Below are 17,256 nucleotides of genomic sequence, written 5' to 3'. Positions count from 1 at the left end.
AGAGGGCTCCCCTATTGCCGTCGTCCTGGCGCCTCCGGCCCAGCCGCCCGCAGGGTGCCGGGGCTCTCGGCCTCTAGCGCCCTCTCCAGAATAAGCTCGTTGCCGATACACTGCGGACAGTGGCGAGCCAGCAAGGCGGTAAATCTTGAAACCGGGCTGCTGCCTGTGAGAATGAGTGCTGCGTCTGCAAAGCCAAAGTCCCGACCCTCAACAAAGGCCGGCGCATCGAATTCGCAACGCTGCAAGATCGCCTCGAAGTCCTTACGACCTGGATAGGCGCGGTACAACACACGCCACGCGCCATAGAAGAACACTTCCGGGTCTTTCTCCTCAGCAGCTATCGCTAGTGCCTTGCACAGCCCGTAGACGTAGCCCACCAAGGGCGTGGCGGAATCGATAGGAATGCGCCGCCAAGCCAGATCTAGCGCACTGCCCATCAGTTCCAGATACTTCACGACCCCGTCAACAAAAAGCTCCTCGGCTCGCACGGCCTTCTCGTTGGGCACGTACCCGAAGCCGCGCATCACCACGTTGCGCATCTTGCGCCAGATTCCCGACATATGATCCCCTGGCAAACGCCGGCATCCGGCCGGTGCGGGGCGTAGCTCTCGCTCGGTGCTTTACTTAGAGGAAAGGGATGCCCAAGTTCCCGCCGGCCACATGCACCTGCTCAGAACCGTAGCGAATGAACTTGGGATGCGGCATGGTCGGGTTGGTTGCGGCAACCCAATCTGCAACGCATTGCTCAAGGCGATTCATCAAATCCAGCTGCTTCAGCCACTCGGGGCTGGACTGCCCACCTTCGAGTCCGTCTGCCAAACTCGCGTCAGCGATCGGGCTCAAGATCACCCGAGCCTCTTCCGACGACACCAATTTACCGTGCTGCTCTCCGTACGCTAGACCGTCAATCATCTGGCGAAGGACGTGTCGTGCCTCGAACCGAGCGAAGTACGAAGGACATTGAGGCGATACCTCAGCAGTAACGACGGAATGAAGGCCAACATTGATGCCAGCGAGCATCGCGTCGCGACGCGAAGAGAAGCCCGCAATCCAGCGATCCGCGGCGTCCTTGTAGGCAAACTCATCACTCGCGATTTTCTGTTCGTCTACGTCGTTTTGCGTGCTCATACTGTTCCCGTTGGTTTCCGATGCTTCGATCAGAACTTCGTCATGCCTTTGTTGAAAAGCGTCCGGAATTCCTCACGTTTCTGATCCGAACAGGGAGCGTGGTTCAAATCAAACAAGTGGCGGACCACCTCGTCGACATGCGGCCCGAAGTCTTGCGACAGACGCTCGACCAGCTTCGATGAATTGTCGCTGCCAATGTTGAGCAGAACGATCTCCCTCGCTCGCAACGGGCCGAGCATTGCGCCGAGCGTCGCCGCGCGCTCGTTCTCCAACTGCAATTGCAGATGCGCAACCTGGCTTTCCAGTTGGGCGATCTTGTCTGCCATCGCGTCTACGGCAGCTGCTTCTGCGAAGTTGCTCATGTTTGCTTTCCCTATCGGTCCGTCAGCTTGTGAAGTACCTGCTGTTGTTCATGGTGTGCTATGCGCTCTTGAGCGCGTTTGTCGCCGCGCTTCAAATCGCGTTGCGCCTTCTTCAGACGCTTAGCGATTTTGGCCGCCTTGATCTTGTATTTGAGTTTGTCCAACTGATGTTCCGCCTTTGCATTTCCGCTTACGCTCGTCGACGATCCGAATGATCTTCTCATAGTTGCACGGATGGGTCGCCTCAGTGCGAAAGCCATCGATCTCCTGAGCAGTCAGCTCGAAGGTCTCTTTGATCAACGCCTCCACGTCGAGGGCGTCTCGGCCATGCGCAAATTCTGCGAAATGTAGCCTGGCGATAGTCCAACCGGCGTCGGACAGATTTTTCCGATGTGCACGCAGCCTGGTGTCCAGATCCCGCGTGATGCCATACCCGGTAAAGCCACCCTCGTCACCAATGACGACAAGGACATAGACCGTGGCTGGTTGGTCGGGGTCAAACCCGTGTTCGGCGCAGCTTGGACACCCACATCCCCGCATATGGCTGTTTGCGACTTGCTCAAAAGGGCCGTGTTCCGGGCACACGATCGTCACGTAGTCGTGCATGCCAGCGTAGCTCAGGAGGCCGTAGTCGTATCTGTCACCGTGCGCGGCTCGCGCCCGCCCCAGAAACTCGCCCTCGCTCATTCGCTGCTTATCGCCGCGCTTGGCGTAGCTGCACGCCGGGCACTCGCCGCCCGTGATGTGCACGCCGGCCCGCTGGCGGAATTCACCATGGACCGGGCAAGCGATGACAACCTCGAGCTCCTTGTTCACATACTCTACTGCGCTGTAGTCGTACTTGTCGCCGTGCGCCTTGCGGGCGTCGGCGACGAAGCCAGCCGTCCCTCTGCTGAATCGCGTAGACAAACGCTCGGCCATACACGATCGACAGCCGCCACCTCCATTTGCTCGTAGGTGCACGCTCGGGTGGATCTCAAAGTCGCCGTGTTCCGGACAGGTCACGACGAGCTTGCTGGCCGTACTGCTATACACCGTGCGCTCGTATCCGAATCGCTGCCCATGGATTGCGCGTGCGCGGGCGACAAATGAACTCGTGTCCAATCGAGCCACGCCCGCGCACGCTGGGCAGCCCGCGCCGCGCTGATGGGCCGCAGGGGTTTGCTCAAAAGGCCCGTGCTCGGGACAGACAATTACAACCTTCGTGTGCGTCGCGGCATATGCGACGCGGCTGTAGTCGTATCGATCCCCATGCACCGAATGGGCTTTGGCAATGAAGCTATCGGCCGTACCGCGCTGGCGATCTGCGCCAAGCGTGATCGCACATTTTGGGCAACCGCCGCCGGACAGGTGTCTACGCGGCGTTTGCTCGAACAGCCCATGTACCGAGCAGCGTATTGTGAGCGGGGTCAGTGCGTTGACCAGCAAGGCTTCGGCGTAGCCATACCGATCGCCATGGAGCGATCGCGCTCGGTCAACGAATGACTGCAGTGTGTACGGTTGGACGCCGGCGCAAGCTCGACAGCCCTTTCCCTTGTAGTGATTGCTGGGCGTTTGTTCAAAAGGCCCGTGAGTGCGGCAGACGATGGTGAGTTTGGAATTTGAACCACTGTAGATGGCACGACTGTAGTCGTAGCGGTCACCGTGCACCTCGAGCGCGCGGGCAAGAAAATCAGCTTGGGTAACTTGGCGCATGGTGCAAGGAAGGCATCCGCCTATGCTGCGCGCTTCGCGGCTGCCGCCGCGAGTTGACCGAGCGGGTTAAGTACTTCACCTCTTGAAAGCTTGGGCATCATCTTGGCCATGCCAGTCCGCTCATCACGAGGGAGCCAAAGCTCAAACGTCGGATCGCCCGTCCACGCGAGAAAGCTGCGCGTGACAGTAGCCTCAGTTCCGTCGCTGAACCGGACGAGCATCGAGCCGTCTTCGCCGGCGACCGACTCCACGCCTGGCAGTGACGTTGCAAGGACCTTGGCCTCTTCGTCTACCGTATTCGGTGCGTCGCCATTGACAACTTGTACCGGGGCCTCAATGGTCTTAATCTGATCCACCGTCTGGTGGCTCACCGATCCTGTTTTCGTCATCGTCGCTGCGAACACCACCGCGAGGTCTTCTGCGATCCGCATTCCGAGTGGTTCAGCCTCATGTTGCGCGCGGTCGTTTGGCGCGGCCATTCTCTCGGCAATCGCGCCCAGAACAACCTTCCCGGCCATCATGAGAGCCCGCGCCTCAGCGTCTCTCTCGTTTTCAGCCTGAATAAAACTGGCGTACTGCGCGGCAGTGCCTCCAATCGGTTCATCCGGGATGATCGGGCTATACGATCCATCCGGATTCAACAGGTGGTGTTTGACTTCCATGGTCATTCTTCTAATTCTCCTGTCCACCAGAGGGCCGGCCTGGTGATTGACTGCACGGCCGGCCGCTTCCGCACTACCGCGAGCTAGTGCGAAAGGACCGCGCCGAGACAGAGTTCATCAGCAACTTTCTTCAATCGCTTGTCACGCGTCCAGATGGCGATGCCTGGTTGGAGACGCGCGGATGCCAACAATGATGTATCGCCATATCCGATTCCACGGTTGAACAAGCCTTCGCGCTCGATCAAATACAGGGTCTCCTCTGGTGTTGCGACAGGCGCTCGCGGCAAATCGCGCAGAGCGCCAAGCACGACATCTCGGTCCCGCAGACTACCAAGCGAAATCTCACCGATCACATAGGGATGAATCAGCACACGCTCCTGGGTTAAGAGGCTGATCAGCATCGGATCAGAAGCGTTGAGGTGGTCAATCCAGACCGACGTGTCGACAAGAATCATTTGGTGTCCTGCCGGCGACGCGGTACCCCTTCGATGCCCGGTTGGCTCCCGCCAAGGTTCGCGAGTCGTTTGGCGGCTTCACGCTGGATCAAGGCCTTTAGCGCCTCGCGCACAAGTGCCGTTTTCTCTTCCAGCCCCGTATAGGCTTGGGCCTTGGCCAACAGTTCATCGTCAAGCGCAATGGTCGTACGCATAGGAGCCTCCGCAAGTACAAGCACAAATTATAGCATCCAATGATGACGTGATTGGTGCCCCTTGGTATGTAAGAGCTCTGTGCGCTCGATGCCTTTCACATTTTTCATGCAAAAACGTACACTTTGGCGAGGGTTTTTGCATCAGTAATCAACTAGAATGGAGAAATGCGTAACAAGCCACTCCACAATCTGATGGCGCAAGCGCCACGCGGCCAGCCGATGGACACAGAGATGCTCCGCGAAATGGGCGTGTCTGAGCGCTCCCTTAGCCATATGGTCAGCGAGGCCTGGCTCGAACAACTCGGGAGAAGCGCCTATCTGCTCCGGGGCGACAAACCAACCCGGGACGGAATCCTGGCGTTCTTGAGCCGACGGATCAAAGGGCTGCACGTCGGGGGGAAAACTGCCCTGGATTGGCAAGGTGTCCGCCACAACATCGCATTCCGAGAGAAGGTAGTGCTTTGGGGCCAGAGTGCGTACAGATTTCCGGACTGGGTCGGCAAGCACCTTACCTATAGCTATCAGACGACCAACCTGTTTGGCGAGTCGTTCCCCTACGATGAAGGCCTGAAGCCGCTGCCGAACGGAAACCCATCTGTTCTCGTATCCGTTCCTGAGCGCGCGTTCCTCGAGCTCGTGAGCGATGTCGGCAAGAACCAGACTCTCGAAGAGGTGGAGAACATCATCGTCACGATGCGAAGCCTCCGCCCACCGGTCCTCCACATGTTCTTGGACAGTTGCACACGCCTGAAAGTCCTCAAGCTAGTGAAGGTCTTGGGAGAGGAAAGCGGCTTTGACTGGGGAAAACACCTCCAAGAACATGTTGATCTACGCGTCGAAGCCAAACGGTTGTCGAACAAGCTGAAGCACAGCATCGCACAAGAACCATGAACAATACCTATCTCGACACCGTCCGCCTGCTCATTGATATCGCGCCGCCCGTCTTCGATACTGACAAGTTCGCTATGAAGGGGGGAACTGCCATTAACCTGTTCCTCCAGGACCTACCCCGCTTGTCCGTCGATATCGACGTCGTGTTCACCGAGCACACGATGGACCGCGAAGCGGCGCTCCAGAGCATCGGAGAAGAGCTGGCCCGCGCAAAAGAGGCGATTGAGAAGCTGGGATACGAGGCTCATTTCACGAAGGTCGCATCGAACAGCAAGATCAAGGGGGACGACGTCAAGCTGACAGCGGTATCTGCCGATTCGTCCGTGAAGGTCGAAGTCAACTATGTGTTTCGGGGCACGTTGCTGGCCCCTGTGATGCATGAACTCGTGCCAAAAGCACAGGAGCTCTTCAACAAGTCCATCTCGGTTCCGGTCCTTCAGAAGGCAGAGCTGTACGGAAGCAAGCTGGTTGCCGCGATGGATCGGCAGCACTCGAGAGACATCTTCGATGTCATGCACTGCTATGAGATGTTCGGCCTGCAAGCCGATTTCGTCGACTGCTTTGTCGGCTACCTGGCAGGACACAATCGACCAACCCATGAAGTGCTGTTCCCAAAGCAGAAGAACCTCGAGGAGAGCTACGGCGAGTTTGTGGGTATGACAACTGAAGAGGTAAGCCTCGACCGCCTGGTCGCCGTCCAACAGCGGCTTCAGACCGAATTGCCCGCGGCGCTGACCCCGGCTCACCGCGATTTCCTCATCTCGTTTGTGAAGGCAGAGCCCGACTGGACTCTGATGCCGGCCTTCCCTCACCTCAAGGACTTGCCGGCCGTCCGTTGGAAGCTCCAGAACATCATGAAGCTGAGGGACTCGGGGGACGCCCGCTTCGCAGACCAAGAGAAGTTGCTCCGCGAACGTTTCGATGCACTCCTCACGACAACCCAATAAGGCCGACAAATGATGACGGAGCAAACGTTCCTAATGCGTATCGACGAGACCCGCATACCGGAATGGGAGGCGGACAACATTCTGCAGAACCTGAGCATCACGGCCAACGAGCTGCTGCAGGGTTTGAACCATGTCGACGCGGACCGCTCGCTCAAGATCTCTCCGAGCGCATTGCGCGCCCTAACCCGCGCCACTCCTGCCTCACTTCGCCCGAACGTTTCGGCACCACCAAGGATCGGTAGCCTGCCGATGCAGCACGAGCGCCCCGTGATCGGCGGGCAGCCGGTGGAGTTTATCCAGTGAACAAGACTCCCAAAGACTTACTGGCTCCCCTTGGGCCAGGTATATTCGCCGTTATTGCGGTGGCGTCCGTGTTGCTGGTGTTACGTACTTGATGGCGAAGTCCGGCGGCGCATCGTGATTGTTTGAAACCTCGCAGGCGACTCCCGTCATCGTCGGAGTCGCGTTGCTTCTCACCGGAATTCCGCTGCATGTCTGCGCTCGCCGGATCTTTGGCAAGAACTAATCGGAATGGCGCCAGGCGCAATCTCCTCCCCGCCCCAGTCACAAGAAACAGGTACAGGAGTAAGGATGAAACGCAGTGATATGATCGGCGCCCTGATGCTAGGTGTCACGCTCGCGGCTTTCGTGATGGCGTGCATCAAGAGCGGGGTGGGCCTTGCCTTCTGGAATCTCCCTGCTCTATCGGAAGAGGCCCGCGCCGGGTTCGGGAAGACTTTCCTGATGGACTTCATCATGCTCAATGTCTTCTTCGTGGCAGGGCCATTAACCCTTTACCCACTGTTTGGGCAATCCCAATTTTTCGCAGGCCGACCACAAGGTGAGAGCGATGGCGCGATCCATCCGGGAACACACCTGAACGGGATGGTTGAACGATGAAGAGGCGAACTCTGAAAACCTTGACGCTGCTGGTCGGTGCCGCCCTCAGTTTGGCAAGGGTGTCTCACGCAGGTATGTTGGAGGACATCGGCGCGGGAGCATACAAGGCAATCGGGTCGCCCGGCTACACCACGGTAATTCCACCAGGGACGCGGCTCGTGGTTGGTGGGGAAGCTACAGTCATCAGTGGTAGCGATCTGTGCCCCAGCGAACCAGTGCCGCCATCAAAGTACCTCTGGTTCATGGGTGGACATCCTGTGGACGGATCAGGTTGCGTCGTCTTCGGCCCAGCCACAAAGAGTGTTCCCGTTTCCCTCTACGGTTCAGGCGGCAAAAAGACGTCCGAGACCTGGTCCGTTGAGCACCTGGAACACAAAGGCATTCCAATGATGCGACTCAAGCGCCCAAACGGCGATTTCGTGGGGGCTGAAAACTGAAATGACGTATCCAGGCACCGCGATCCCACGTCCATCCTGGGAATACGCACAAGAACCATTCGATCCTGACTATACCTTCAACGTGGGTGGCCGTACGACTCGCCATATGGCTACGCCGCTTGATGAGGAGTACATCACCGAGCCGATTGACTACGTCCGCGTAGGGGCCATACCGCCAGAGGAGCGCGAGGCCCGAGATCACGTGATCGTCGCGGTCTTCCTGCGCAAGCGCGTGTCAATTCTTGATTTTTGTGTAAGCGCTCAATTGACGACGTCTGGTATTGAAGGCTGAACGTTGGCAGGCTTGCGTCCGCAAAGACTTTGCGGACGCAAACATGATCCAAGACGAGATTGACCTATTTCCGCTGCAGGCGGTGCGAGTCCGCTCCAATGGGAAGCGCGACTACGAGCCAGCGGCCAAGCGGCGTCTGATTGAGTTCTGCCTTCAATCGGGAGCATCGGTTTCGGGCACGGCTCTCAAGGCTGGCATCAACGCTAATCAGTTGCGCAAATGGATTCGGGAGTACCGAGATTCAGCGCAGGCGCGAGGTGCATTGCCGGCATTCGTGCCGGTTGTCCAGGAGGTTCTGGATTCGCGGCCGATCGAGACACCTGCAAAGGTCGTGGTGCCTCGCCGCGAAGCGGCCTCAGCGACTGCCGATTCGCCACCGCAGCGAGCGCTACCGCTGGCACTCTTGAGCGCGAAGCTACCCAACGGGGTATCACTCGAGCTCGAATGCGACGAGCGACACGTGGCGCTCGTAAGGGCAATGATCGAAGCCCTGAATGGAGGCCATTGATGTTCCGCCTCGACGCTGGGCTGCGGGTGTACCTGCATCGCGACGCTGTGGACTTCCGTAAGAACATCAACGGCCTGGCACTGCTGGTCGAGCAGGCGCTCGGGCTGGATCCGTTTGCATCTGCTGTATTTGTGTTCCGCAACCAGCGGGCCGATCGCATCAAGATTCTCGGCTGGGATCGCAACGGCTTCTGGCTACTGTTGAAGCGATTGGAGGCGGACCGGTTTGCTTGGCCACGCGAGGCGTCGGTGGCCACGCTGACGGTCGAACAGTTGCACTGGCTGCTCGAGGGAATCGACATCGAGGCGATGCGCCGGCACCCGCACCGAGAATACCATCGCGCTGCGTGAACGCTGCTTGGCGGCAGCGGTCTAACCCGCCATGCCATCCACGCCCGTCACCGTTACCGCCGCCGAGCTGCAACTGTTGCGAGACGCCGAGCGCGAGCTCAAGGCAATACTCGCGGAACGCGAGGCAATCAAGGGCGAGCTGCGTGTGATGACGGTCCAGCGAGACCTGCTCTTGGAACAGCTCAAGGCGTTCCAGCGTAAGCTGTTCGCCGCCAAGAGCGAGGCGCGAGGCTCGGAGCAGAAGGACTTGTTCCTCAATGAGGCCGAAGCCATGGCGGCAGCGGCCGCGCAGCCGGCGCAGGAAGAAGAAGGTACGCCCGAGACCGAAGTGGCCGGGCACACACGCAAGAAGCGTGGCCGTAAGCCGCTCGACCCGGCGCTGCCCCGTGTCGAGGTTCGTCACGAACTACCCGAATCGGAACGCGTCTGCCCCCTCGATGGCCAGACTCTGGTCGAGATTGCCGTTGAGGTCAGCGAACAGCTCGACATCGTGCCGCAACAGGTCCGCGTGATCCAGCACCAGCGGGTCAAGTACGCCTGCCCATGCTGCGACGGCGGCATCAAGACGACGCCGGCACCGGCACGCATTATTCCCAAGGGACTCCTTACCGAATCGGCGCTGGCCTGGTGCATCACCTCGAAGTATCAGGATGGCCTGCCGCTGTACCGCCAGGCAGCGCTGCTGCATCGCTTCGGCGGGGACCTCTCTCGCGGCACCCTGGCCGCAAGCATAGTGCGAGTAGGCCAAGCGGTGCAGCCAATCATCAACCTGCTGCGTGACCATCTGCTGGAAGCAGACGTCGTGTACGGTGATGAGACAACGGTACAGGTGCTCAAGGAGTCCGGCAGGCCTGCCCAGAGAAAGAGCTTCCTATGGGCGCAGATGAATGGCACGGGCCCGCCGGTACGGTTGTTTGCCTATAGCCCCACACGCGAGACAAAGCAGGCTACGGCTCTCTATGCCGGCATCAAGCCTGGGTCGGTGTTGATGACCGACGGCTATGCACCATACGACGACGTCGCAAACACCTATCAGTTGGTGCACCTCGGATGCTGGGCGCACGCGCGGCGCTACCTGGTCGAGGCGGAGCAAGCCTTGCCCAAGGACAAGCGCGCCGACCACACGGTCACCGGATTCCTGCAGCGCATCGGCAAGCTGTTTGCCATCGAACGCCACACGCTCGAGATGAGGCCGGAACAACGGCAGCAAGTTCGCGCCGAACAAAGCCAGCCGCTGCTGGCCGAGATCGAAACGATGCTGCTGCAACACCTGCATACCGTACTGCCGCAAAGCCTGTTCGGCAAGGCGCTGCACTACCTGCATGGGCAGTGGCCAAAGCTCGTGCGCTACATCGAGAACGGAACTTGGCCGATCTCGAACAATCCCTGCGAGAACGCGATTAGGCCATTCGTGATCGGACGGAGAAACTTCCTCTTCTGCGACACCGTGGCCGGTGCCAACGCCAGCGCAAGTCTTTACTCACTGGTGGAAACCTGCAAGGCCAACGACGTCGATCCGTATCAGTATCTCGTTGCCTTGTTCAAGGCGTTGCCACACGCACAGACCGCCGACGACTACGAGGCTCTGCTGCCCTGGACGCTCAAGTCCTCAGACGCCTAGCGGATACCGCCGGCGGCCGCAAGGGACGCCCTCAAAAGACCGCTTACATTTTTGTTTGAGCCTGGTCTTTCGCGAGACCAAAAGCTATCGCGTATCACGCGAGGCATTCACAAAGCTGGAAGCCTTGTGTTCTCGGTCGCGAGCACATCGAGCGGCATTCCTCAGGATGGCAAGCGGCGTAACACTCCCGGAGCACGTTCGGGATGAGTTGAGAGAGATGGTCAAGCGCACTGATACGCGCTGCCAGTGAATCGAATGGCTATTCCTCTTCGCTGGTGAAGCTACTCTGGGCGCTGGGGATCGACCACACATGGATTCGATTTCAAGTAAGCAAGCATGTCTTCGCCTTGGCCTAGGACCGCCGCGCTTCCGTGTTGCTGTCGCGTGATCTCAGTGCTGCCGGCGCCTTTGGAACGCAGCATGATCAAGGTCAGCGGTTGTCGGAACCATGCGTAGCCGCCTTTGGAGCTAATGTAGCCGCTCATCTTCGGTTCGCTCACGCCCAAGCTGGCAGCAGCTCTTTCGGCGCCCTTTTCATAGAGACATCCGAACTCTGCAGCCACGACAAATTTTGCATTTGGCGGTTCGTGCGCCAATTCCTGTTGCGTCATTGCGCAGCCTGTGACAGCCGAGAGGACAAGTAGTGATGCAACGCACTTTGCTACGCTCATTTGGTCCATTTCCCATCAAATCGCTTGCTTCAGTACGGCCGCGCGATACTGTGAGCGCAGTAGCAGATCCGGAACCGGCGCAAGCAATTCAGCCATGAATTGGAGCTCTACGCAGGAGTCCACGCCGTGTTGCCGTGCTGCCCGATTAAAGGCGCCCTGCGCGGCCTCGAATTGCGTCTTGTCGCCTGACGCCAAGCCGCGAATCGCGACCCGCTCTGCTTCAGTAAGGATCATGCTCATTCTCCCTTGATCGGGTCATTGGGCAACCACATCAGCGCCCCGTCTCGTTCATTGCCAGCGATGGTTGTCCAGCTCCGGCCTTGTTCATCGAACGCCACGCAGCCAGGCTGCCAGCGTTCTGGATTCCTAAGCTCGTTCACCCACCCCTGCGCCTTGCCCTCAAAAACCACTATTACGCCGCCGCGGCCAACGTAGCCCCACTGTTGGCGCCAACGCCTCGCTTCGTCGATCAAGCTCATCGCCGCTTCCGATCAGAACGGGGCCGGCGCTGCACCGACACGCCGAAGCATCGTGTGCACTTCGTCCAAGCCAAACATCGCCATGGGAGGATGGAGCTCACCACGAATGAACGCCACATACACGGCCGCGTTGTAGGCGGCAAGGCGCTCACGATGCAGCGCCTGGAGCCCCGCCACGAGCAAAGTACGGTCGGCTTCGCCAACCATAGTTCTCAGCTCTAATTCGTTGTCCATTTCGTCTATTCCGTAGTGTCAGTGCGGTCCTAGCCGTCGATCAGGCTGGACAAATGGGACAAGACCCGGCGTGCAAACTGTGGCGCCGCGTCTTTCGCTGCATCAATGGTCGGGAAGCCGCCAGTTACAAAGCCGAGATACAGCAAGTCGAATGCGCCAGCATCGTCGGTTATCGCTGCCATGTCCTGACCAGCAAAACGGGCATACTGTGCTACGGCAGGGTTATCACCGTGCCACTTCTGCTGTGGTGCAGACATCAAGACCTTGCCGCCACCATGAAGTGCGAGTTCCATAGCTCTTCCCATACAGGCACCACAAACGACGCGAAAGCCGTTGCAGTGCTGAGCCCAATTGTGGTCAACGCAACCGAGCGATTGAGCGGTGCAATTACACCCATGCAAAAGGCCGACACCACGAGCAATCCGAAGAGTGCCAGCCCGATTTGGCCTGCTAGTGATCCTGCCATACTTGACCTTTCCCTTTGTTACCGGGCCGCCCTTCGTCCAGCGTATCGCCTTCTCCTCTACACGGGGGGAGCTTCCCGGTGCGTCTTCTCGCGCTCGCTCTCGAAAAGGCGCTTGCCTGTCTTGTGATGCTCCACCCAGACACGCCACCCGTTCTTGTCGATGACTGCGGCTACGTGAAGCGCGGACTTGCGGGCCTGAGGATTACCCGCATCGCCAACAATGCGGGCAGTATTTCCAAGCATGTACATCACGTTCCAAACCTTGGTACTCATCCTACGGCTCCTGTGGTTCAAATGACTCGCAATTCCGAGGCCTTGAACACGCCGCGCCAAGGGACCAGGTTGGCGCCTTCGCCTCGCCAGATGCGACGCCACCAGTTGGATAGCTTTTCGCGTTTGTAGCCGTCGAGCAGTACTTCCACGCCGCCATCATCGAGCACATACCTGACCGTACCGGTCTGGCCTGACCGATAGCGCCAGAACCGCCTATCAATGTCCTCAGCGATCACGACGCGTACACCCTTGCCGAACGCGCACGCCCGTTTGCTATTGTCGGCTGCGACCGTGTCAACGGTGGCCTCCGCCAACCACTCCTGCCGGCCCGCGAGCCATTCTTGATACTCTGCAGACGTGAGATATCTAGCTCTCTCATCGGCTGCGCGCATCGTCCGCTCGCTCCATTCCGATAGTACGAGCGCCAGCTCAGACTCACCTGACTCTGACTTGTGCTGTGCCAGCAGGCTGGCTTCCGCTGCCTGCGCACGCCAAGCGTCGACCTGGCGTTCATGGAACTCTACTATCTGCGCGTTCGGAACGCGTCCGCCCGCATCAGGTTCAGGATGCTTGGCCTTGATCCCGCTGATCGCTTTGCCCACAGCGGCAAGCGGTGTTTCGATTGTGGCAGTCATGGTTGCGATTTCTATGCCCAAGCGTCGTTGATCAGTGCCGCAAACGTGAGCAATTCCGTGTCGTGCCGCAAAAACGAACTCGATGCAGTTAAAGCAGCGTACTCCCATCGCCCTTCTGAAGCTTCCCGCTGCGCAGGATTGGCGCCAAGAATCGCTGATAGCCCTCCCAACCTTCGAAGATCTCAACATTCGGATGATGCCGCTCGAGATCCCCGGTGATGCGGAGGATGACTACACCATCGCCGGCGCTCAACATGCGCCGCAACATTTCCGCATGGCCCTGTCGACTGAGCAAATATCGCTATTGCTATACTCAACGCATATACCTACATGTTATGCATCTTGTTCGATTGAGTGCTATTTGTCAAGATGACAGCAAATCGTGCGAAGGTGGCAAGCAGCCGCTGCGGGCCGAGCGGGTCCAAATCCTGCAGCAACTCGTTGGCGGTGACGCTCACGTTCTACTGAATGGTCTTCTGTCTATCGGCCGGCCGGCGACGTCCATTGAGGCACCACCCCAACTTATCCCCAGGCGTTGCGCATTCCTGTGTTGCCAGGTCTATGCAAGGAGGCTTGGAGCCCTGGGGTTCCCAGGTGCTTAACTCAACACAGGAGAAACATGGCTGAAACGAAACATCACAAAGCCTGGTGGGCGCCCGTTGCGCACTTCGCAGCACATACTGTCGTCGGCACGTTGATCTTCTTGATCATCGGTAGCGTCGCTGTCGGCTTGTCTTTGCTGATCCGGTTCCTGGAAACGGTCGGGATACCGACCTTTACCCTCCAGGTGATCTCGTTCCTTGAGCACACGATCACCATCGTTGACGCGGTGTTATACTTGGTCTACCTCGGTATCACTGGATATCGAGCCGTCAAGGAGATGCTCGAATGACCAAGACCAGCTTTCGCTCGGAGTTTGTTACCGCAGCTCGGGAAGCCCCGCGTCTGTTCTTCGCACCTCTAGTCGGTGCTATCCAGGCAGTGCGCAAAGAAGCTCGCCGCACACCGACCGAACAGAACAAGGAAAAGCAGGATTCCCTGCATGGCTTTCGGAAACAGCGCTCTTAACGACTGATTTCTAACCCACAGAAACCGCCGGCGCTATGCGTTGGCGGTTTTTTTATGCCCGACGTCAAGCGCCCGGGATCTGGCGCAGCGGCGTGCCATCCATGTGGTCTGGCCAAACTGGCGTCGGCAGCCCGCCCGTGCGCACCACGCCAGAAATCAGGCCAGCCAACTGCTGGTGATCAAGGCAGTCCACCTCCTCAAGGCAGTCAGCGATCCGCTCGACGACATGCCAGTTTGCCCGCATAAAGCGTGTGAGCACTGCCAGCATGTGTTTCTTCAACGCTGCAACCTCCCTCTTGTTGGACTCGATCTCCAGCTCGGTACTTGGATTGGCGAAGTACACAACATCGGTGCGCAACAAGAGGTATGGGCCAACTAGCTCACTCCAGCCCTCGAGGTCTCCGGACACGCCCATGCCGTGAGTCCCTGCACGCAAAACCTCCGCTACCATTCCAGCGAGGTATGTATGCATTTTCCACTCCAGCATGGCCATGCTGATATCACCCTCCTTCAGAGTTGGCAGCGAAACCTGCCCCAGGTTCGGCGAGATGGTGTCGAAGTCAATATAGGCGATCGCGTCCTCTGGCACCCGATCGCCCAAGCTGTACATCAGAGCATGGCCAGCCTCATGAATTGCCACGCCTCTGTACTGCCCTCTAGCTGGGCGCGAAGCGAGCATCTGGTGATATGGGGTCTCGAACGCATAGTGATTGGTGCGCAGCCGCAGCAATCGGAAACGCAGAAAGAGCGAGAGCGGATGGGCAAACGCCAGCACAAGCGCCGCGACGACGAGTACTCCAGCGACTAACGCTACAGGATTGGCCTGGTAGAGCGCCGCCGCACGCTCCCAACCCAACCACGTGACACCGGCGAGGAGCATCCCGTACAACGTGCCGGCCGTCACCTCCCCCAGCAGCGTCGCTCGTTGAAATGCCGGCATGAGAAACCACGTCGCACCGCTCAGGGTAAAAGCCATGCCGATCGCTCCGCAGAAGATCCGGCCGGCCGTAGACCTCGCATCGATCAGGGATGGATCTCGCACAGCGAGCCACAGCACTATCACACCCGCGGCGAGTAACGCGGCGTGGCCGGCTTGGAGAAAGCGCCGTGTGTGGGAATCATAGGTCCGCCGTAGCTTCGAACGGCCGAGGATGTAGACGAGCTGGAAGAACTTCACGGGCCCGTCCTTGAATAGGATCTTTGCCAGCGTGAGGGTCAGGCTATGGCGACGCATGCGTGCTCCGGTTCGGGCGCCCTCTTCTCCGCGGGCTGCGCGCTCCGCGAAGTCCAAAATATCCCGGCGTCAGAACGTGTCAGTTCCAAACATATTGCCGTTGACGTCCACATAGGTGCCAGCAACCATCGGCATCCCGTTAGCAGGGTTCACGGCCGGCGAGTAGGATTGGCCTCGATCATAGTAGTCGTCATCTTCGTCTACTGACGTGTAGGCGGTTGCCGCACCCAATCCGGCGGCAGCGACTACCCCCGGAGTGTAATCATGATGCACATCATCGGAGGACGGCGACTGCCGTACGTGAGCGGCCTTGCGGGCTTCCTCGCGGCGAGCCAACTCCAGGTCCATACGCGCCTTAACAATGACGTAATCCTTGTTCATCTTCCGGATCGTCGCCAGTGTGATCTCGTCTGGGCGCATACCCATCTGCGCAGCCAGCCAGCCCACCGCCTTGTAGCGGCCAGCGTCAATCATGTCATCACGAATCTTCTTCTTCCCAATCGCAGACTTGAGTTGCAGATCCAAGAAGTAGCCGCCTAGCCATGCAAGCGGCAGCCCAAGCAGCAAGCCAGTTGCCCCGTAGATCTGCGCGGCGCAGGTTAGACCTACCAATGGCACAACAAAGGTCGCTGCCTGGCGAGCCACTTCGTAGCGGACCTGGCCGACCGGTCGCTTCGGGAGGGGAACTCTTTCCCAGTAGAGTTCATTCTGACCTCTACTGATCAGCAGATGCGCCACTTCCAGAAGCTCGAGTGGCATGACGTCTGCCATAGGATCTCGGCGAGTAGCCCGGCTTGTGCTCATTGAAAACGTCCCAATAGGAGTGAAGTGCGGAGCGTTACTCGAATATTGCCCTCAGCACGTCGAGAATCACGACGACTACGCCCAGAACAACTGTTGCGACGGTAGCGACCGTCCCGAAGTCGCCCCAAGTAATGGTTTCATCCCCCATCAGGATCAAAAAGCCACAGAGGAGAGCAACGCCCGCGAGCGCCAGTGGAAGAGCTCGGCGCCAAGGGGAAGAGACCCACCACAGGAACTGCGCCAAGTATGCAAACGGCAGCTTGGCTGCCTCGTAGACGCGCCTATTGATGGGTGGTGGCTCCCCAGTCGAGAGCCAGTCGTAGAACTTCTCTTGTTTGCTCATGTTCTCACAGTATTCGAATCGTCCGATATCGCCGGCCCAGAAGTAGCGGCGTCGCCGTTGTCCTCCGCGCCAAACCCGCGACCAACGGCAACATGCCAGGGTTCGCGATCGACACTCAGCCGTCTAGTGATCAGTTTGTCCAGGCACTCTGCGATGGGCGCGAGATGCTGCCAACGCGTCGCCTCGAGTGCCATCTCGCTGATCGAGATATCTTCGGTTACGGAAAGGCCGGCTCCCCTGTAGCGACGGGCGGCGCCCCAGAACTCGTTGGCGCTCTCAACTTCGTGGATGGGGGTAATCGGCTGGCCATACTCCTTTGCGAGGTAGCAGAGCATTGCGGTCCCATAGCCATGCCGCTGATGGTGTGGAGCAATTCTGATGTCGAAGACATAGACGCGGTCCGACAGCGGCGAGATGGAGTATCTGGCCGTGCCAACCTGGTCGCCGGCTATGTTGTGGATCGCCGCACTCAGAACAGGGTTCGGTGAAGTGAAGACCTTATAGAAGTCAGCCGTGGTGGAGACATCGATCGAAGGCAACCCTTCCCTCGTGCGCTTCCTTCGCGCGGGGAAAAACCAGTCCCATATGGTCAAGACATCTCCTCACG

At 58.8% G+C, this 17,256-nt stretch carries 28 protein-coding genes; 10 read left to right on the top strand and 18 right to left on the bottom strand.

All coding sequences use genetic code 11. The annotated features are described in order from the left end of the window. Positions 1-11: 11 nt before the first annotated feature. The 7 genes from GA566_RS30315 to GA566_RS30285 form a co-directional block, all read right to left on the bottom strand. Positions 12-560, bottom strand: coding sequence for a hypothetical protein (locus tag GA566_RS30315; protein WP_038316447.1), 549 nt, complete (start codon positions 558-560; stop codon positions 12-14). Positions 561-624: 64 nt separating this feature from the next. After that, on the bottom strand, positions 625-1,128 hold the full coding sequence (locus tag GA566_RS30310) for a hypothetical protein (protein ID WP_111733969.1): 504 nt from the start codon (positions 1,126-1,128) through the stop codon (positions 625-627). A 29-nt stretch (positions 1,129-1,157) separates the two neighbouring features. Then, the gene (locus GA566_RS30305) at positions 1,158-1,490 is read right to left on the bottom strand and encodes a hypothetical protein (protein WP_111733968.1); all 333 of its coding nucleotides are present in this window, start codon (positions 1,488-1,490) and stop codon (positions 1,158-1,160) included. 120 nt (positions 1,491-1,610) lie between these two features. Continuing rightward, a complete protein-coding gene (locus GA566_RS33115) occupies positions 1,611-3,185 on the bottom strand; it encodes a GIY-YIG nuclease family protein (protein ID WP_189443404.1) in 1,575 nt (524 codons plus the stop codon). 20 nt (positions 3,186-3,205) lie between these two features. Next, complete coding sequence (locus GA566_RS33110; protein WP_202127000.1) at positions 3,206-3,853, bottom strand: hypothetical protein; 648 nt, start codon at positions 3,851-3,853, stop codon at positions 3,206-3,208. Positions 3,854-3,930: 77 nt separating this feature from the next. After that, positions 3,931-4,302, bottom strand: a complete 372-nt coding sequence (locus GA566_RS30290; protein ID WP_011229306.1) for a type II toxin-antitoxin system VapC family toxin — start codon at positions 4,300-4,302, stop codon at positions 3,931-3,933. Next, positions 4,299-4,496: a type II toxin-antitoxin system VapB family antitoxin gene (locus GA566_RS30285; RefSeq protein ID WP_011229305.1), complete on the bottom strand. Its 198-nt coding sequence runs from the start codon at positions 4,494-4,496 to the stop codon at positions 4,299-4,301. Before GA566_RS30285 ends, GA566_RS30290 begins: the two co-directional genes overlap by 4 nt. 165 nt (positions 4,497-4,661) lie before the next feature. On the opposite strand from GA566_RS30285, the gene GA566_RS30280 reads away from it, so the two are divergent. The 8 genes from GA566_RS30280 (at position 4,662) to GA566_RS30245 (ending at position 10,442) form a co-directional block, all read left to right on the top strand. Beyond that, complete coding sequence (locus GA566_RS30280) at positions 4,662-5,387, top strand: type IV toxin-antitoxin system AbiEi family antitoxin (RefSeq protein WP_011514795.1); 726 nt, start codon at positions 4,662-4,664, stop codon at positions 5,385-5,387. Further along, the gene (locus tag GA566_RS30275) at positions 5,384-6,334 is read left to right on the top strand and encodes a nucleotidyl transferase AbiEii/AbiGii toxin family protein (RefSeq protein ID WP_011229304.1); all 951 of its coding nucleotides are present in this window, start codon (positions 5,384-5,386) and stop codon (positions 6,332-6,334) included. The genes GA566_RS30280 and GA566_RS30275 overlap by 4 nt, the downstream gene beginning before the upstream one ends. Positions 6,335-6,367: 33 nt before the next feature. Next, positions 6,368-6,637, top strand: coding sequence for a hypothetical protein (locus GA566_RS30270; protein ID WP_124682103.1), 270 nt, complete (start codon positions 6,368-6,370; stop codon positions 6,635-6,637). A 288-nt stretch (positions 6,638-6,925) separates the two neighbouring features. Further along, on the top strand, positions 6,926-7,234 hold the full coding sequence (locus GA566_RS30265; RefSeq protein ID WP_017514069.1) for a hypothetical protein: 309 nt from the start codon (positions 6,926-6,928) through the stop codon (positions 7,232-7,234). A gap of 543 nt (positions 7,235-7,777) precedes the next feature. After that, positions 7,778-7,963 (top strand): hypothetical protein, encoded by a 186-nt coding sequence (locus GA566_RS33105; protein ID WP_202126999.1) that lies wholly within the window; start codon positions 7,778-7,780, stop codon positions 7,961-7,963. Positions 7,964-8,006: 43 nt separating this feature from the next. Continuing rightward, the gene (locus GA566_RS30255; RefSeq protein ID WP_017514071.1) at positions 8,007-8,471 is read left to right on the top strand and encodes a transposase; all 465 of its coding nucleotides are present in this window, start codon (positions 8,007-8,009) and stop codon (positions 8,469-8,471) included. Next, the gene (tnpB, locus tag GA566_RS30250) at positions 8,471-8,821 is read left to right on the top strand and encodes an IS66 family insertion sequence element accessory protein TnpB (RefSeq protein ID WP_017514072.1); all 351 of its coding nucleotides are present in this window, start codon (positions 8,471-8,473) and stop codon (positions 8,819-8,821) included. Before GA566_RS30255 ends, tnpB begins: the two co-directional genes overlap by 1 nt. Before the next feature lie 31 nt (positions 8,822-8,852). Then, positions 8,853-10,442 carry an IS66 family transposase gene (locus GA566_RS30245; protein WP_034021473.1) on the top strand — a complete coding sequence of 530 codons (1,590 nt, stop codon included), beginning with the start codon at positions 8,853-8,855 and terminating at the stop codon, positions 10,440-10,442. 281 nt (positions 10,443-10,723) lie between these two features. Here GA566_RS30245 and GA566_RS30240 read toward each other — a convergent pair whose 3' ends face one another. The 7 genes from GA566_RS30240 to GA566_RS30215 all read right to left on the bottom strand — a co-directional run bounded on the left by GA566_RS30240 (position 10,724) and on the right by GA566_RS30215 (position 13,200). Continuing rightward, positions 10,724-11,053 carry a hypothetical protein gene (locus tag GA566_RS30240; protein WP_035882430.1) on the bottom strand — a complete coding sequence of 110 codons (330 nt, stop codon included), beginning with the start codon at positions 11,051-11,053 and terminating at the stop codon, positions 10,724-10,726. A 75-nt stretch (positions 11,054-11,128) separates the two neighbouring features. Continuing rightward, a complete protein-coding gene (locus GA566_RS30235; protein ID WP_017515791.1) occupies positions 11,129-11,347 on the bottom strand; it encodes a hypothetical protein in 219 nt (72 codons plus the stop codon). Positions 11,348-11,349: 2 nt separating this feature from the next. Beyond that, the gene (locus GA566_RS30230) at positions 11,350-11,592 is read right to left on the bottom strand and encodes a hypothetical protein (protein ID WP_035882428.1); all 243 of its coding nucleotides are present in this window, start codon (positions 11,590-11,592) and stop codon (positions 11,350-11,352) included. Positions 11,593-11,604: 12 nt separating this feature from the next. After that, a complete protein-coding gene (locus tag GA566_RS30225) occupies positions 11,605-11,826 on the bottom strand; it encodes a hypothetical protein (protein WP_011229302.1) in 222 nt (73 codons plus the stop codon). 29 nt (positions 11,827-11,855) lie between these two features. Beyond that, entirely contained in the window at positions 11,856-12,119 is a 264-nt protein-coding gene (locus GA566_RS30220) for a hypothetical protein (protein WP_011514788.1), read from the bottom strand. A gap of 230 nt (positions 12,120-12,349) precedes the next feature. Then, a complete protein-coding gene (locus tag GA566_RS33100; protein ID WP_017515860.1) occupies positions 12,350-12,565 on the bottom strand; it encodes a hypothetical protein in 216 nt (71 codons plus the stop codon). Between the two features lie 17 nt (positions 12,566-12,582). Further along, positions 12,583-13,200, bottom strand: coding sequence for a hypothetical protein (locus GA566_RS30215; protein ID WP_035882427.1), 618 nt, complete (start codon positions 13,198-13,200; stop codon positions 12,583-12,585). A gap of 619 nt (positions 13,201-13,819) precedes the next feature. Between GA566_RS30215 and GA566_RS30210 the strand changes: the two genes are divergently transcribed. Then, entirely contained in the window at positions 13,820-14,092 is a 273-nt protein-coding gene (locus GA566_RS30210; protein WP_011229299.1) for a hypothetical protein, read from the top strand. Beyond that, the gene (locus GA566_RS30205) at positions 14,089-14,268 is read left to right on the top strand and encodes a hypothetical protein (RefSeq protein ID WP_011514786.1); all 180 of its coding nucleotides are present in this window, start codon (positions 14,089-14,091) and stop codon (positions 14,266-14,268) included. The genes GA566_RS30210 and GA566_RS30205 overlap by 4 nt, the downstream gene beginning before the upstream one ends. A gap of 64 nt (positions 14,269-14,332) precedes the next feature. Here GA566_RS30205 and GA566_RS30200 read toward each other — a convergent pair whose 3' ends face one another. The 4 genes from GA566_RS30200 to GA566_RS30185 form a co-directional block, all read right to left on the bottom strand. After that, a complete protein-coding gene (locus GA566_RS30200; RefSeq protein WP_011229298.1) occupies positions 14,333-15,502 on the bottom strand; it encodes a hypothetical protein in 1,170 nt (389 codons plus the stop codon). A 69-nt stretch (positions 15,503-15,571) separates the two neighbouring features. After that, positions 15,572-16,273, bottom strand: coding sequence for a hypothetical protein (locus GA566_RS30195; protein ID WP_017511143.1), 702 nt, complete (start codon positions 16,271-16,273; stop codon positions 15,572-15,574). A gap of 67 nt (positions 16,274-16,340) precedes the next feature. Further along, positions 16,341-16,649 (bottom strand): hypothetical protein, encoded by a 309-nt coding sequence (locus tag GA566_RS30190; RefSeq protein WP_017511142.1) that lies wholly within the window; start codon positions 16,647-16,649, stop codon positions 16,341-16,343. Further along, positions 16,646-17,242, bottom strand: a complete 597-nt coding sequence (locus tag GA566_RS30185; protein ID WP_017511141.1) for an N-acetyltransferase — start codon at positions 17,240-17,242, stop codon at positions 16,646-16,648. Before GA566_RS30185 ends, GA566_RS30190 begins: the two co-directional genes overlap by 4 nt. Positions 17,243-17,256: the final 14 nt, after the last annotated feature.

The organism is Cupriavidus sp. SW-Y-13 (assembly GCF_009793345.1).
In the GTDB taxonomy this organism is placed as follows: Bacteria; Pseudomonadota; Gammaproteobacteria; order Burkholderiales; family Burkholderiaceae; genus Cupriavidus.
This window is presented reverse-complemented; position numbering and strand designations above follow the sequence as displayed.

Coding starts and splice junctions, on each gene's coding strand:
- GA566_RS30315 (WP_038316447.1), bottom strand. CDS start 560: ATGTCGGGAATCTGGCGCAAGATGCGCAACGTGGTGATGCGCGGCTTC.
- GA566_RS30310 (WP_111733969.1), bottom strand. CDS start 1,128: ATGAGCACGCAAAACGACGTAGACGAACAGAAAATCGCGAGTGATGAG.
- GA566_RS30305 (WP_111733968.1), bottom strand. CDS start 1,490: ATGAGCAACTTCGCAGAAGCAGCTGCCGTAGACGCGATGGCAGACAAG.
- GA566_RS33115 (WP_189443404.1), bottom strand. CDS start 3,185: ATGCGCCAAGTTACCCAAGCTGATTTTCTTGCCCGCGCGCTCGAGGTG.
- GA566_RS33110 (WP_202127000.1), bottom strand. CDS start 3,853: ATGACCATGGAAGTCAAACACCACCTGTTGAATCCGGATGGATCGTAT.
- GA566_RS30290 (WP_011229306.1), bottom strand. CDS start 4,302: ATGATTCTTGTCGACACGTCGGTCTGGATTGACCACCTCAACGCTTCT.
- GA566_RS30285 (WP_011229305.1), bottom strand. CDS start 4,496: ATGCGTACGACCATTGCGCTTGACGATGAACTGTTGGCCAAGGCCCAA.
- GA566_RS30280 (WP_011514795.1), top strand. CDS start 4,662: ATGCGTAACAAGCCACTCCACAATCTGATGGCGCAAGCGCCACGCGGC.
- GA566_RS30275 (WP_011229304.1), top strand. CDS start 5,384: ATGAACAATACCTATCTCGACACCGTCCGCCTGCTCATTGATATCGCG.
- GA566_RS30270 (WP_124682103.1), top strand. CDS start 6,368: ATGCGTATCGACGAGACCCGCATACCGGAATGGGAGGCGGACAACATT.
- GA566_RS30265 (WP_017514069.1), top strand. CDS start 6,926: ATGAAACGCAGTGATATGATCGGCGCCCTGATGCTAGGTGTCACGCTC.
- GA566_RS33105 (WP_202126999.1), top strand. CDS start 7,778: ATGGCTACGCCGCTTGATGAGGAGTACATCACCGAGCCGATTGACTAC.
- GA566_RS30255 (WP_017514071.1), top strand. CDS start 8,007: ATGATCCAAGACGAGATTGACCTATTTCCGCTGCAGGCGGTGCGAGTC.
- tnpB (WP_017514072.1), top strand. CDS start 8,471: ATGTTCCGCCTCGACGCTGGGCTGCGGGTGTACCTGCATCGCGACGCT.
- GA566_RS30245 (WP_034021473.1), top strand. CDS start 8,853: ATGCCATCCACGCCCGTCACCGTTACCGCCGCCGAGCTGCAACTGTTG.
- GA566_RS30240 (WP_035882430.1), bottom strand. CDS start 11,053: ATGACGCAACAGGAATTGGCGCACGAACCGCCAAATGCAAAATTTGTC.
- GA566_RS30235 (WP_017515791.1), bottom strand. CDS start 11,347: ATGATCCTTACTGAAGCAGAGCGGGTCGCGATTCGCGGCTTGGCGTCA.
- GA566_RS30230 (WP_035882428.1), bottom strand. CDS start 11,592: ATGAGCTTGATCGACGAAGCGAGGCGTTGGCGCCAACAGTGGGGCTAC.
- GA566_RS30225 (WP_011229302.1), bottom strand. CDS start 11,826: ATGGACAACGAATTAGAGCTGAGAACTATGGTTGGCGAAGCCGACCGT.
- GA566_RS30220 (WP_011514788.1), bottom strand. CDS start 12,119: ATGGAACTCGCACTTCATGGTGGCGGCAAGGTCTTGATGTCTGCACCA.
- GA566_RS33100 (WP_017515860.1), bottom strand. CDS start 12,565: ATGAGTACCAAGGTTTGGAACGTGATGTACATGCTTGGAAATACTGCC.
- GA566_RS30215 (WP_035882427.1), bottom strand. CDS start 13,200: ATGACTGCCACAATCGAAACACCGCTTGCCGCTGTGGGCAAAGCGATC.
- GA566_RS30210 (WP_011229299.1), top strand. CDS start 13,820: ATGGCTGAAACGAAACATCACAAAGCCTGGTGGGCGCCCGTTGCGCAC.
- GA566_RS30205 (WP_011514786.1), top strand. CDS start 14,089: ATGACCAAGACCAGCTTTCGCTCGGAGTTTGTTACCGCAGCTCGGGAA.
- GA566_RS30200 (WP_011229298.1), bottom strand. CDS start 15,502: ATGCGTCGCCATAGCCTGACCCTCACGCTGGCAAAGATCCTATTCAAG.
- GA566_RS30195 (WP_017511143.1), bottom strand. CDS start 16,273: ATGGCAGACGTCATGCCACTCGAGCTTCTGGAAGTGGCGCATCTGCTG.
- GA566_RS30190 (WP_017511142.1), bottom strand. CDS start 16,649: ATGAGCAAACAAGAGAAGTTCTACGACTGGCTCTCGACTGGGGAGCCA.